This window comes from Flaviflexus ciconiae (assembly GCF_003971195.1).
GTDB classification, from domain to species: domain Bacteria; phylum Actinomycetota; class Actinomycetes; order Actinomycetales; family Actinomycetaceae; genus Flaviflexus; species Flaviflexus ciconiae.
On record NZ_CP034593.1, the window covers coordinates 444,477 to 458,438 of the forward strand.

The 13,962-nt window shown below is 59.7% G+C and carries 12 protein-coding genes and 1 pseudogene; 8 read left to right on the forward strand and 5 right to left on the reverse strand.

What is annotated here, in order from left to right; all coding sequences use genetic code 11:
- Positions 1-110: 110 nt before the first annotated feature.
- Positions 111-2,831 (reverse strand): MMPL family transporter, encoded by a 2,721-nt coding sequence (locus tag EJ997_RS02100; RefSeq protein ID WP_126703118.1) that lies wholly within the window; start codon positions 2,829-2,831, stop codon positions 111-113.
- Between the two features lie 17 nt (positions 2,832-2,848).
- Positions 2,849-3,484, reverse strand: coding sequence for a TetR/AcrR family transcriptional regulator (locus EJ997_RS02105; protein ID WP_164719717.1), 636 nt, complete (start codon positions 3,482-3,484; stop codon positions 2,849-2,851).
- A gap of 257 nt (positions 3,485-3,741) precedes the next feature.
- On the opposite strand from EJ997_RS02105, the gene EJ997_RS02110 reads away from it, so the two are divergent.
- The 5 genes from EJ997_RS02110 to EJ997_RS02125 all read left to right on the forward strand — a co-directional run bounded on the left by EJ997_RS02110 (position 3,742) and on the right by EJ997_RS02125 (position 8,435).
- Positions 3,742-4,554, forward strand: coding sequence for a succinate dehydrogenase cytochrome b subunit (locus tag EJ997_RS02110; RefSeq protein ID WP_206501757.1), 813 nt, complete (start codon positions 3,742-3,744; stop codon positions 4,552-4,554).
- A 143-nt stretch (positions 4,555-4,697) separates the two neighbouring features.
- A complete protein-coding gene (locus tag EJ997_RS02115) occupies positions 4,698-6,620 on the forward strand; it encodes a fumarate reductase/succinate dehydrogenase flavoprotein subunit (protein ID WP_206501876.1) in 1,923 nt (640 codons plus the stop codon).
- Positions 6,617-7,366, forward strand: coding sequence for a succinate dehydrogenase/fumarate reductase iron-sulfur subunit (locus EJ997_RS02120; RefSeq protein WP_126703121.1), 750 nt, complete (start codon positions 6,617-6,619; stop codon positions 7,364-7,366). Before EJ997_RS02115 ends, EJ997_RS02120 begins: the two co-directional genes overlap by 4 nt.
- A 51-nt stretch (positions 7,367-7,417) precedes the next feature.
- Positions 7,418-7,567 carry a hypothetical protein gene (locus EJ997_RS12815; RefSeq protein ID WP_164719719.1) on the forward strand — a complete coding sequence of 50 codons (150 nt, stop codon included), beginning with the start codon at positions 7,418-7,420 and terminating at the stop codon, positions 7,565-7,567.
- A gap of 193 nt (positions 7,568-7,760) precedes the next feature.
- Positions 7,761-8,435 carry a DNA alkylation repair protein gene (locus EJ997_RS02125; RefSeq protein ID WP_126703122.1) on the forward strand — a complete coding sequence of 225 codons (675 nt, stop codon included), beginning with the start codon at positions 7,761-7,763 and terminating at the stop codon, positions 8,433-8,435.
- A gap of 194 nt (positions 8,436-8,629) precedes the next feature.
- Here EJ997_RS02125 and EJ997_RS02130 read toward each other — a convergent pair whose 3' ends face one another.
- On the reverse strand, positions 8,630-9,589 hold the full coding sequence (locus EJ997_RS02130; RefSeq protein WP_126703123.1) for a bile acid:sodium symporter family protein: 960 nt from the start codon (positions 9,587-9,589) through the stop codon (positions 8,630-8,632).
- Between the two features lie 557 nt (positions 9,590-10,146).
- Between EJ997_RS02130 and EJ997_RS02135 the strand changes: the two genes are divergently transcribed.
- The gene (locus EJ997_RS02135; protein WP_126703124.1) at positions 10,147-10,593 is read left to right on the forward strand and encodes a CueP family metal-binding protein; all 447 of its coding nucleotides are present in this window, start codon (positions 10,147-10,149) and stop codon (positions 10,591-10,593) included.
- Positions 10,594-10,645: 52 nt separating this feature from the next.
- Positions 10,646-11,374, forward strand: a complete 729-nt coding sequence (locus EJ997_RS02140) for a zinc ribbon domain-containing protein (protein WP_126703125.1) — start codon at positions 10,646-10,648, stop codon at positions 11,372-11,374.
- 287 nt (positions 11,375-11,661) lie between these two features.
- On the opposite strand, the gene EJ997_RS02145 is transcribed toward EJ997_RS02140, so the two are convergent.
- A complete protein-coding gene (locus tag EJ997_RS02145; protein WP_126703126.1) occupies positions 11,662-12,429 on the reverse strand; it encodes a YaaA family protein in 768 nt (255 codons plus the stop codon).
- Between the two features lie 210 nt (positions 12,430-12,639).
- Positions 12,640-12,936, reverse strand: coding sequence for a hypothetical protein (locus EJ997_RS02150; RefSeq protein ID WP_126703127.1), 297 nt, complete (start codon positions 12,934-12,936; stop codon positions 12,640-12,642).
- Positions 12,937-13,035: 99 nt separating this feature from the next.
- Here EJ997_RS02150 and EJ997_RS02155 point away from each other — a divergent pair.
- Positions 13,036-13,956: pseudogene (locus EJ997_RS02155) on the forward strand (ISL3 family transposase); the annotation flags it as partial.
- Positions 13,957-13,962 lie beyond the last annotated feature (6 nt).

Consider the following 13,962-nt stretch of genomic DNA (forward strand, 5'->3'; position numbering starts at 1 on the left):
ACAATCACGCAAACAAGGAAGCCACGTATGAGAATTTGTGGCAAGAAGAAACTCCCCCGCCACGAACCAATGGTCCACGAGCGGGGGAGTGACTCAGCTAGTCGCGGTGATTATTGGTCCTCAGCGGGCCGAGCGTGCTTGCCGTGACCGGCAGGTTCGTTCGAGGAATCCGCAGGAACCGAACCCTTATTGGCAACTGCGACCTTGTCGGAGTTTGTTGCCGAGTCCGCCGAAGCGGAGCCCTGCGGGGCTTCCGCGAAGGTCGTCTCGTCCTGGATAGAGGAACCCTCCACGTCGACGCTCGGCAGGATCTTGTCGAGCCAGGCCGGGATCCACCAGGCCCTCTCGCCAAGGATCGTCATGGCAGCCGGCACGAGTGCCATGCGGACGACAAAGGCGTCGAGGAGAATACCGATGGCAAGGCCGAAGCCGATCGGACGGATCATCGACATACCGGAGAAGATGAAGCCAGCGAACACGGAGAACATGATGAGTGCCGCTGCGACAACAACTGCGCGTCCCGCGTAGAGACCGTCAACAACGGCCTTCTTGGCGGGCCTGCCGTGTGCCCAGGACTCTCTCATGCCGGTGGTGAGGAATAGCTGGTAGTCCATTGCGAGGCCGAACAGGATGCCGACTATGAGTGTCGGGAGGAACGACAGGACCGGGCCGGGGTTGTGGACCCCGAAGATCTCACCGAACCAGCCCCACTGGAAGATCGCAACAACGGCACCCATGGCGGCAAGAACCGAGAACAGGAAGCCAACCGTGGCGAGCAGCGGGACAAGGATCGAACGGAACACGATGACGAGCAAGATGAACGAGATGAGGATGACAACGCCGAGGTAGATCGGCAGTGCCTCGCCGAGGTTCTCCGAGACATCGATCTGCATGGCTGTCTGGCCCGTGACCTCGACAGCGACCTCACTGTCACCAACGGTGATCGGAGACATGTCGCGAATATCGTGGACCAGGTCCTCCGTCTCAGCATCCGACGGGCCGGTGGTGCCAATGACCTGGAAGATCGCGAGAGTGCCATCCTCCGAAGTGCCACCCGGGAGGACCGAAACGATCTCCTCGTGGGCGTAGAGCTCCTGGCCAACCGCCGTGATGATCTCCTGGGAGGCGGCCTCATCGAGGCCGCCTGGCAGGTCGGCTGCCACGATGTGGGGGCCGTTGCGACCGGGGCCGAAGGCCTCGGAGGTGATCATGTGGCTTTCGTAAGCATCTGTTCCCGGATCCTCATTCGAACCGTCGGGAAGGCCGAGCCTCATCGAGAAGAACGGGATCGCGAGGATACCAAGGAGAATGATGGAACCGACGGTGGTGAGCCACGGGTGGCGGGCCGGTGCCGGGGTCTGCTTCTTACCGTTCGAGGTCTCGAGCGGAACGATGTGGTCCAGGGCCTTGGCTTCCGCACGCTGCTTCTTGGGAAGCACCCGGTACCCGAGGAAGTGAAGCATCGCCGGGGTCAACGTGATCGTCAGGAGAACGGCGACAAGCACTGCCAGGGCAGCGACGTTGCCGAGAATGCCAAGGAACGGAATGCCAACAACGTTGAGAGCGACGAGAGCGATGATCACCGTCAGGCCGGCGAACACAACGGCGTTACCGGACGTGCCCACGGCCAGGCCGATCGACTCGTCAACGGAGTAACCGCGCCGCAGTTGCGTACGGTGCCGGTTGACGACGAACAAGGTGTAGTCGATGCCGACGGCGAGGCCCAGCATGACGCCCAGAATTGGGGACACCTGGTGCATCTCGATGACGCCAGCAAGGGCCTGGGTGACCATGACGGTGATGCCTACACCTATGAGTGCGGTCATGAGCGGTAGCGCTGCCGTGAGGAGGTTCCGGAGCATGACGTACAGGACGATCGCGGCAACGAGAAGGCCGATGATCTCGGCGGCGCCAACGATGTTCGACAGGTCGGTCGCAATGGACTGGGAATAGTAGGCCTCAACATTGTCCGACAGATTGTTGCTGATGGCGTCCTTCAAACCGGTCGTGGTTTCCGCCGGGACGGTCATACCCGACCCATCAAACGTCACGGTAGCGATTGCGGCCGTGCCATCGTCCGACACCACCGTGTAGTCACCCATGATGTCAAGGAGAGCCTGTGCGTTCTCGAGCTCGGCAAAACCAGCATCGAGCTGTTCCTGGCCGGCTGCGGCCTCAGCCCGAGCAGTATCGAGCGTGGCCTGCTGGGTGTCGATCTCGGCCTGGGCGGCGTCAAGCTCAGCGACCTGCGCCTCGAGAGCCTCCACCTGTGCGGCGACGTCAGCGGGAAGCTGATCGACAGGCACGTCGGGAAGCTGGGCCATGGCTTCGTCGAGCTGTGCCCGACCAGCATCCAACTCCTCCTGGGCGGCGTCGAGCTCTGCCTGACCGGCCTCGAGCTCTTCAAGCCCAGCATCGAGTTCTTCCTGGCCAGCGACGAGTGCGTCATAGCCGGCGGTTGCCTGCTCGACTCCGGTGGCCATCTCCTCCTGGACCGTGAACGGATCGAGGACGGACGACACTCCCTCAACGCTGCCACCAGCTTCAAGAGCGGATGAGATCTCCGCGATCTCTTCGTCGTTTAACGGCTCCCCGTCGGATGACGTGAACGTGATTGTTCCGCTTCCCTTCGCGGCCTCGGGAAGCTCCTCGGCCAGGCGATCGGCAAGATCCTGGCTCCGGGTGCCCGGAATGGTCAGGGCAGATGAGTACTGGCCGCCGGCGAACGTTCCAAGCAGGATCGCACCGACTAGAAGGACAACCCAGATCGCAACAACGATCGGGGCGTGGGCGGCACTCGAGCGGCCGAGCCGCTGGAGGAGTTTAGCCATGAAGGGTGCCTTTCGGACTAGATAGCTGAGTCGGCCCGCAGAGCAACGGGTCCGATACGGACAAGTTCAAGAGCGCGATGATGGAGGGAGTTCCATTCCTCGCGGGAGCCCTTATGCTCCTCGGACATATTCACCCAGAGGGCCTGGGCGGTTTGGATTGCCGAGATGATCGTGTGGGAAAGGAGGTGAGCATCCACGTCGCTGATATTGGGAACGGCCTGGCGGACCGCGTCTGCAAGGACATTGGCAGCCCGCTCGATAATCTGGCTTGCCCACGCGAGAGTCCCTGACCTGCGAGCATCGGTCGAGATCACGGCCGAGATATGCTCCAGGATCTCGTACGACTCGTCGAGGAGCACGGTGCGCTGGAGATAGCTGATCAGGTCGTCGGCCGAACCGGTCGACTCTCCGATGTTGCTGGCGCGTTCGAACAGGCCCTCAAGACACTGGGACAGGTACGCGTAGACAGCATCATCCGCGGAATGAAAGTGGTTAAAGATCGAGCGACGCGAAGTCCCGGCCCGCTCCGCCAAATCAACAGCGGTGAAGCTTCCGATCCCTCGGGTGCTCGCGAGCTCGCCGGCAGCATCGATAATTGCCTGCCGGTTCCTCTCCTTGACTGATTCGGTATTCCGAATCTTTCTATTAAGCACCAGACAAGAGTACGGAGGGATTTGCACTAAGTGCAATTACTGGTGGTGTTAGATCCTTCACCCGTCACCTTCCCGAGCGGGAAACCGTTGGTGGGTTGCGATGTGGAGGTTCCCGGGATACTGCACATTCTTTCGCGAGCGCGTGGTGGAATGGTCGGATTATCCAGGGTGTCCGGTTCCCTTCGAAGGTCCCAGAGTGTGGACAATATCCCTTCTTACAGTGGGGATAGATCGTCCTCACGTCGTGAGGCACGGCCGTGAGAGAGGCAAAGATGGCTCAGGAAACAGTAAAGAAACCCCCGGTGCGAACCCTGCCGCGTGAAGGCAGAGTAACCGGCGCGGATGACATTTTGCTTGAGAGGGGTCGCATCGGCAAGGCCGGTGGCCGCATCGAGAGAGTGCGCCCGAGCAACTGGAGCCTTAAGGTAACCGCTGCAATGACCGGCGTGCTTCTTGCCCTCTTTGTCACGATCCACATGGTCGGCAACCTCAAGGTGTACTCGGGTCCGGAGAGCTTCAATGCCTATGCGCACTGGCTCCGTGTTGTTGGCGATCCGCTCCTGCCGGAGATGGGTCTGCTGTGGATCGTTCGGATCGTCATGGGAACGGCACTGATCCTTCACATCTGGTCGACCCTGCTGGTGAGGTATCGGGGATTCAAACTCCGGGGAGGCGGATCGAAGGCAAGGCTTCACGGCGGCTCCTTCATTTCCCGCCTCATGCTGACCACCGGGCTGATCCTCATGGTTTTTGTGGTCTTCCACATCCTTGACCTGACAACCGGTCAAGCGAATAGCGATTTCCAGGCGCCAACTGCCACCGACTCCTTCGCGTACGAGAACCTCATCAACTCGTTCAGCAACCCGCTGTTTGCCAGCATCTACATGGTTTCGATGGTGGCCCTCGCTTTCCATCTTGTCCACGGCCTGTGGGTTCTTGCAACCGACCTGGGTGTGACAGCCCTGCGAACGCGCACCGTATGGAAGGCAGTAGCTCACCTGGTTGCCCTCGTGGTCGCCCTCGTCAACCTGTCCATTCCCGCCGCCGTTTTGATGGGAGTCGTGTCATGAAGTTCGGATGGAAGAAAAAGACGCCAGCAGCATCTCCGACAGGTCAGGCACGACACTCCGCAGGAACTCCAGCAAATGGCGTGGGGAAGGAACGGTTAAGCCGCGCATCCCGCAGGAAGGGCGCACCAAAGGTTAGGCAGGGAATGCTCCTCGATTCGCGCGAACCGGGCGGACCGGCCGATGAAGCGTGGTCCCGCGCCAAGAAGGATTACCGCCTAGTCGGTACCTCAAACCGTCGGAAGTTCACGATTATTGTTGTTGGAACGGGCCTGGCCGGTGCGGGATCCGCGGCGACGCTCGCCGACCTGGGCTACAACGTTATTTCCGTGACCTACCACGATGCTCCGCGGCGGGCGCACTCCGTGGCCGCCCAGGGAGGTATCAACGCCGCGCGCGCCAAGAAGGTCGATAACGACTCCGTCAGCAGATTCGTTAAAGACACAGTCAAGGGTGGTGACTTCCGGGGCCGCGAGCGCGAGGCCTTCCGACTTGCCGAAGTATCCGCTGGCGTGATTGACCACCTGAATGCGATTGGCGTTCCGTTCGCGCGTGAGTACGGCGGTTCACTGAATACTCGATCGTTTGGTGGTGTCCAGGTGTCCCGCACCTATTACACTCGCGGTCAAACGGGCCAGCAGTTGCAGGTGGCTGCGGCGTCGGATCTTGCCAGGCAGGTGAATGCCGGTCGGGTGAAGCAGTATGTGCGTCACGAAATGGTTGACCTCGTTGTGGAAGACGGCCGGGCTCAGGGCGTGATTGTCCGGAACCTGCTCACGGGTGAGCTGAAGCCGCTTCTTGGTCACGCGGTTGTTTTGGCGACCGGCGGCTACGGCAACATCTATTACCGGTCGACTCTTGCAAAGAACTCGAATGCGTCGGCCGCGTGGCGGGCGCACCGCCGCGGTGCCCACATGGCGATGCCGTCGTTTATTCAGTTCCATCCGACTGCTCTGCCGATTTCGACGGAGTGGCAGTCAAAGACAATTCTTATGTCTGAGTCGCTGCGTAACGATGGTCGGATCTGGGTTCCGAAGGAACCGGGTGATTCCCGCCCCGCCAACGACATTCCGGAAGGGGAGCGGGACTACTATTTGGAGCGGAAGTATCCGGCCTTCGGTAACCTCACGCCCCGCGATGTTGCTTCACGTGCCGCGAAGGACGTGATTGACGCCGGTCACGGCGTTGGTCCGTTGAAGAACTCGGTGTACCTGGACTTTAGGGATGCGATTGCGCGCCTCGGTAGGGATGAAATTGCCGCCAGGTACGGGAATCTCTTCCACATGTATGACGATGCGACAGGTGAGGACCCGTACACGGTTCCCATGAGGATTGCTCCGGGCGCCCACTTCACCATGGGAGGGCTCTGGACCGACTACCAGCTCATGACGTCGATCCCCGGGCTGTTTGCTGCCGGTGAGGCAGGCTTTGGTTATCACGGTGCTAACCGGCTGGGAGCGAACTCCCTCCTGTCGGCCTGTGTCGATGGCTGGTTCACGATTCCGAACACGGTTCCTGATTATCTGGCAGGTCATCTCGGCAAACCCGTCATCTCCGAAGATAGCCCGGCGGTCACCGAGGCACTGGAGTCGTCATATTCGCGGTTTGACCGGCTCCTTGGCATCGAGGGTCAGACACCGCCACGCGACTACCACCGCAGGCTTGGTGAGGTTCTCTATAAAGGATGCGGGGTGACGAGAAGTGCCGAGGGTCTCATCGCGGCTATCGCAAAGATCCGTCAGATCCGTTCCGAGTTCTATGAGGACCTGCTTATTGCTGGCCCTGTCGACCGGGTCAACCAGGAGCTCGAATACGCGGGTCGGGTAGAGGACTATCTCCAGCTTGCCGAGATGCTCTGCGTTGACGCCTACGACCGCGATGAGTCGTGCGGAGCGCACTTTAGGGTGGAGCACCAGACGAGTGGTGGCGAGGCGAAGCGTGACGACGAGAGCTGGGCAAAGATATCCGCGTGGGAAAGCCGCGGATGGTCCGATGAGCCGGTGTTTACGAGACATACGGAGCCGCTCGAATACGAAGCTGTTCCGCTCGAGGTGAGGGATTACCGATGAAACTGACAGTGAAAGTATGGCGCCAAGGCACCCCGGCCGATGATGGCAGGTTCGAAACGCGCACGGTGAATGACCTTGAGCCGTCTCTTTCCGTCCTGGAAATGCTGGACAAGATGAACGACGACATCGTTAAGGAGGGCGGCGATCCCGTCACCTTCGAGTCGGACTGTCGTGAAGGCATCTGCGGTGCCTGCGGAATCCTGGTTAACAGAAGACCGCATGGCCCGACCCCGCTTACCCCCGCCTGCCACCAGCGGCTGTCCTCGTTTAACGACGGTGAGACGGTCACCATTGAACCGTTCCGCTCCGGGGCTTACCCCGTCGTCAAGGACCTCATGGTCGAACGTAGCGCGCTCGTGGACGTCATGGATGCTGGGGGCCACGTCCAGGTCGCTGCTGGCACGGCACCCGATGCCGATACGGACCGAATCACGTACGACACGGCAGAACTGGCACTCGATTTCGCCGCCTGTATCGGTTGCGGTGCCTGCGTGGCGGCTTGCCCCAACGGTTCTGCGAACCTGTACCTCGGTGCAAAGCTTGCCCATCTGTCCATGCTTCCCATTCCCGCCTCCGAGCGAGGAATGAGAGCCGATGTCATGCTGGCGGAAGCGGATGAGCGCTTTGGTCCGTGCTCTCTCCACGGCGAATGTGCGCTGGTGTGTCCTGCCAATATTCCGCTTGTAGCTATCTCCTACGTCAATAAGGAGCGGATGAGGTGCGCACTGAGAGGAAAGAATGATTAACTGAACTTCCTGGTGGCGATTGTGGCTGCGTCACGAGGGGGAGTTAGGCCGGTGCGTAGGACAGTGATCCTGCGCACCGGCCTCCTTCTTAAACAGAGACTGTTCGGGCTCGAACACTTCTTCGAATATCAGAGCGCCCTGCTGGAACCAGACGATGTTGCTCTGGAGCTGGTCGATGATGAGCATGTCGCAGCGAGTTGAACTTCCTTGGTGTAGGCACCTCCCAGGAGTGGCCATCCGTGGGAAGCAGTCGCCGTCACCGCCCCAAGATATGAGCTTAGGTGCCTTCGCGAGCGTATCTCCCGGCAGTAGAGTGGCCAAGGAAGATGCGTCGCCCTCTCTATGCTCGCTTGGCCAGAGAAGACAAGAATCGGTGTTGCGCGTGGAGGAGCGAATGGATAAAGATACGGTCGGTCAGGTCCTTGCGGAACTCAAGGCGCTCGAGGAACCAAAAATCCTCGCAGTCAATGCTCGGCACGGTGATGATCATGCGGTCAACCTGACGAAGCTAAGAGGCTTAGCCAAGAGACTGAAGAAGCAACCCGACTTGGCGCGAGAACTGTGGGCCACGGGTGACAGCGCGGCACGGCTCGTTGCGATTCTCGTGACCCGACCTAAGGAATACTCGGCCACTGAATACGATGAGATGCTTCGGGATGCTCGAACCCCGAAGGTGCGAGACTGGCTTCTCAACTACCTCATCAAGAAATCCCCGCATGCTGAAGAGCTCCGACTCCGCTGGTTCGAGGATAGCGACGTCGAGGTTGCCGCCGCCTACTGGGACCTGACCGCGGAACGGGTGGTGAAGAAACCCGAGGGTCTCGATCTCGATACGCTCCTCGACCTCATTGAGAGCGAGATGGGAGAGGCAGCCGAGCGGCTCCAGTGGACGATGAACACGTGCCTCGCCCAGATTGGCATCCACCATCCTGATTTCAGGGTGAGAGCCGTCGAGATAGGCGAACGCCTTGAAATCCTCAAGGACTATCCGACACCCCCGAACTGCACATCTCCCTACGCCCCGATCTGGATTAACGAGATCGTCAGCAGGCAGGAAGCCAAAGCCTGATCTCAAGCAGATCGACCCACACCCCATTAAAGGACCTGAAAACCAACGGCGCATCTGAAAGTTCTGGCTCATTAGAGTTGAGCAATTGGACGCTATTCGAATGACTGTTGGTAACAAAGATTGCAGGCAAGATTGAGGCGGGACCGGTCGGTCCCGCCTCAAGCGATGAAGACGTCAGTGACGCTGATGTGCGGCTAGCGCTCTACCTGGGAGTTCGCTTCCGTGATTGCGGCATCGGTCGATGCGGTGGCTCCCGTGTCCTTTGTGGGGCGTGCCCGGTAAAAGAGGGAAAGGAGGCCGCCGGAGATGTTGTGCCAGACAGAGAACACCGCGGCCGGCAGGGCCGACACGGGATCGAAGTACTGGCCTGCGAGGGTAGCTGCAAGACCGGAGTTCTGCATGCCGACCTCAACCGACATGGTGCGGGAGACGCGTTCGCTTCTCTTGAAGAGCTTGCCTGCACCGTAACCCAGCAAGTATCCAAGCCCGTTGTGGAGAACAACGACAAGGAGAACCAGCAGGCCCGCCTCAACAATGGAATCAGCGGAGCGTGACACGACTGCGATAACGACATAGGTGATGCCGAGGACGGAAACCCAAGGGAGGATCGGAAAGATCTTTGCGATCCACCTGCCCGCGAGCCAGCGAACAACAAGACCGCCGATAACGGGGACGAGAACCATCTTGACGATCGACATCGCCATGTCCGAAGCGGAGACCGGCAGGTAGTTATCGGCCAACCACAGCGTTAGAACCGGGGTGATGAGTGGGGCAAGCAGGGTCGAGATCGAGGTCATTGTGACGGACAGCGCCACATCGCCCTTCGACAGGTAGGTGATGACATTCGAACTGGTGCCACCCGGCGCGCATCCGACAAGAATGACGCCTACGGCAATCGCGGGATCAAGGTTGAAGACCCACGTCAGTGTTACGGCGATCAGCGGCATGATGACGTACTGGGCAATAAGGCCGAGCAGGACCGGGAGCGGGTGACGGAACACCATCGCAAAGTCCGGGACGGTGAGCGTGCGTCCCATGCCAAACATGATGATGCCAAGAGCAATGCTCGTGTGCCCCGTCCACGGCATTGCCGCTTCCGGCGCGAGGAACGCGAAAAGGAAACCCGCAATAATAATGATCGGGAAGACCGTCACGGCGAGCTTCGGTGAACGATCCTCAGATGTCTGTGCATTCTTGTCAGTGACTTCAGTCTTCGACTATTCCCAGTATCGGTCCAGCTAGTGGACTTCTCATCTCATCTTGTGGTCTCTTCAGCGGGGTATCGTGGCTAAAATCATGGGTTGAAAGGATGAACATGCTCCAACCCGGTCGTGTTACTCCAGGTTAACTGCGCGTCCTTGACTGCCTGTTTCGTATTCGAACGGGTGGTGTCGAACGGCCTTGGTGCGTCCACGTGCGGTCAAGTAGGCCGCCGGTCAGGGAGATCTTTCGCGCTCTCTTCATTGATAAGCGTGGCAGGAGAAAGCCGCAAGCCCCTCGTTCGGAATTCCGCCACAAATATCCCAAACCGGGACTTATGGGCCAGATGTAATGAATTCGGTATTTACAATGTGTTCATGAAGAGAACGTTTGCCCTTCTTGCCCTTGTGCCGTTTGCGTTGGTCGGCTGCTCCTCCGAGGATAACGCGCTGGAGTCGGATCCCCAGGTTCTCGAACAGGCCGGAGGTCTTTCCATGGAATCGCTGGGGCCATGGACGGGGTTGACATGGTCGACTACCTCGATCGGCTACCGAAGGCGGATCGGCCGCAGACCATCATCGCGTCCGTTCGCGCTAACGAGGTGCTCCTTGCCGACGCTGAGTCCGGTGACGAGAAGCTCGTTGACCTGCCGGATGATCAGTTCTATCTGTCCTTTGCGCCATACGTTTCACAAACGCACGACTGCTTCTACCATTCGCTGACGACCTGCGTCGGTGAGATCCAGAACGAGGACGTTGACGTCCAGATCGTCAGCTCTGACGGTGAGGTTCTCGTCGATGAAACGATGACGATGTACGACAACGGTTTCGTCGGAGTCTGGCTCCCCGCGGACATCGAGGCAACCCTGACTGTCGAGTATGATGGGAAGACCGGCACGGCCGAGATTGCCACGGGAGAGCAGGACCCCACCTGCCTCACGACGCTCCAAGTTTCGTAAGCGTGCCAGGGGCTTCGCCAACGACGGCGGGCCAGGCGACGGAGGGACGTTTATGAAGGCATCGGCCGAAGACCAGAACCTGCTCATCGACCTCTCCTCAATCGACGGGGACCTGCAAAGGCTCCGTCACAAGCTTGCCAACCTCCCGGTCTATGCCGAACTCACTGACGCCGAACACGCGCTCAAGGAGCACCGCAGCGCAGCGGCGGCGCGAGCTGCCCGAAAGGAACCCATCGAGGCCACCATTGCGGAGGCCGAAACCAAGGTGGAGCAACTAACAGCCGCGATCACGCGGAAGCAATCCCAGCTCGACTCTGGTGAAGGAATGGATTCGCGTCAGCTCATGGTCCTCCAGGGCGAAATCGACGGCTTCAAGGAATCCCGCGACGACGTTGAAATGAGCCAGCTAGAAGCAATGGAACAGCTGGAAGCAATCGAAGCCGACACCGCATCCGACAAAGCAGAAGACGAACGACTCGACGGGGCGCGCCTCGCACTCGTAAAGCGCAAGGATGACGAAGTCGCCGGGGTTGAGTCGGAAATTGCAGGAGTGCAGGAAAACCGTAGCGCCCTAGCCTCCCGCATAGCACCCCCGCTTGTTGAGGCCTACGAAGAATCCCGCATGCTGTCCGGAACCGGCGTGGTGATTATGCGGCCTGACGGAACGGTTGACGGTGGGCTCGACCTATCCCTCATTGAGATTGAACAAATCAAAGCCATGGCTGCCGACGAGGTCTATCTGACCGAAGACACCGGTGCAGTGGTGGTCCGCCAGGGGTAGTGCGGGTCAGAGTGCGTCGGCTTTAACCGGATTGCCCCGCAATTTTCGATCTACCCGCAGTTTTATTGCAGGAGTGGGTAGAGGTGGCGTGCCGGAATGATGGCACTGCCGGTATGTCGTCACGGGCTGCTTGTTTTCACGAGCTGTTTGTCGTTTCGTGCAGCAATTGCCAACCCCGCTGGGTGGCCGATTCAGAAACCGAACCGGGGATTGTCGAGGCCTCTTTCTCACCGAAAGCTAGGTGGATCTGTCGTTGCGGGAACTACGTTGCCTTGTTGTTGCCCGAACTAGGCGGCCTGCTCGCGGTCAACGACCGTGAGCGTGAGATTGCGGCCGGTTCCGCTGAGCTCGATAGCGTCGATCTCTGGCTGTTCGCTACCGAGATGTGCGAGATCGTCGGCCGTCGTCGGCACCGCCTGTGCGGTGAGTGCAAGCCTGGTAAAAAGACCCCGGTAGTACTTGGCGTTATGGGTGATGACCTTACGGATGCCATCCGTCTCTCGAACTGCACCAATCTTGACGTGAGTGGCGGAATCGGGGATCGACCATCCCGCGTAATCAGAGGATCGAGCGTCGATGACGAGCTGACCGTCGGCCCGCTCATCGAGGTGATGCCAGAGTTTTCGCCAGCGGGCCTTTGGGGTGCCGGCCGGAAGCTTCACTCCCATCTTCAACCGATACCTGGGGATGAGGTCCGTGGGGGAGGTGGCTCCGAACAGTCCCGAGAAGATCAGGACAGAATCGCCTGCCCTTGCCATCTCTTCCTCGCTGAGGCTCGAGAATTCTGCGGCCTGGTAGAGGACGCCGGTGTAAACCTCGTGGGCGGGTGCGCAGGGGAGCGAAGATAGGTGTTGCTGATCTTCCACCTCGCCGCGAACCGTTGCCCCAACACCGAGGACGTCGAGAGCATTATCGCCCGCGCTCACCGTTTCAAGTTCTCTCACGAGCTCGTGACGGAGGTCGGTGAAGGGCTGGATGCTGAGCAAATCGAGGTCGAGAGCAGGCCCAGTAGTGGGAGCTGTCTTACCCTCGGAGGGTGGTAGGGCGATAAGCACCCCTCCAGTCTAGTAATCGGTTCGAACTAGTGGGCCCGCAACCACTGTGAGATAGGGAAAGCCACGGGTGCGGGGAAGCTGGTTGCCAACACGGCATCCTCGGGGGAATCGCACGCGCTACGGTGCCCAGAATTAGCGGGACGCAGGGCTTGTCGCCCGCGAATGGGAGCGGGTGACAGCGGTTAAGGGGATGGTATTGATGGGCAGACCCTAGGCGTGGGGTACGACGATGGCTCGGCCGGAAAGCTCGCCGTTGACGAGCGCCGTGTAGGCGTCGATGGCCTGATCCATGTTGTACGGCGTGTACTGCGACTTGATCTTGCCCAGCTTGAACAGGGCAACAGCCTCGTGCAGATCCTCGATCGTTCCCCAGTATGTTGAGGTCAGATCAACCTCGTAGTGCGAGGTGTAGAAGCTCCACTCGTAGGGATGACCGGCGATGCCGGCGATTGAGCAACGGCCCTGGACAGCCGTGCAGTCCATTGCCGTCTTAATGGGGCTCTTCACAATTGAGTGTGTAGCGGGTGTTTTGCGCGTCGTGGCATGAAACGGGGTCGGGATCTTTCATGATTGGAATAACGACAAACCAATTGGAAAGACCCCGACATGGACAAGACTATCTTCACCGGCCCGGATTTGAATACTGTCTGCGGCCTGGATGGCATGGGCCTGACTGCTGTGGGACAGCATGTCACCCCTAAGGAAGCTGTCCTGGCATGCAAGGTGGTGCCAGATCCCCAAGAGGGCTGGTGTCGTGAATGTGGCGGGCCCGGGACACCGGCGGGTTCCCTGGTACGCCGGCTGGCACATATTCCCTACGGGAACCGCCCCACCACGCTCCACATACGCCTCCGGCGCTTCCGGTGCCCGGACTGCCACCGGGTATGGACCCAAGACCTCACCGCGGCGTGCGAACCCAGAGCTAAACTCTCCCGCGGAGCACTGCGCTGGGCCTTGATCGCCCTGGTGGTGTTGAAACAATCGGTCTCCAAGATTGCTGAGCAGTTAAACGTCGCCTGGAACACGGCCAACACCGCAATCCTGGACGAAGGCAAACGCCCCCTTATTGATGACCCCACCCGGTTTGACGGGGTACGCGTGTTAGGGGTCGATGAGCATGTGTGGCGTCATACTCGCCGTGGGGATAAGTACGTGACCGTGATCATCGATCTGACCCCGGTGTATGACGGTACCGGCACCGCACGCCTCCTGGACATGGTCGAAGGCAGGTCGAAAGCCGTGTTCAAAGACTGGCTACAATCTCGGCTCCAAGCATGGCGTGACCAGATCGAGGTTGTCGCGATGGATGGGTTTACCGGGTTTAAGACCGCCACCCAAGAAGAACTCAACGCCGTCGCGGTCTTGGATCCCTTCCACGTGGTCCGCTTAGGTGGGGACGCAGTGACCACAACTCGCCAACGTGTCCAACAAGAGCTCCATGGCCACCGAGGGAGGAAAGGTGAACCCCTGTACATGGCACGCCAAACCCTGCTCACCGGGGAGGGACTAGTAGTCGGAGAAAAACAGTCCATA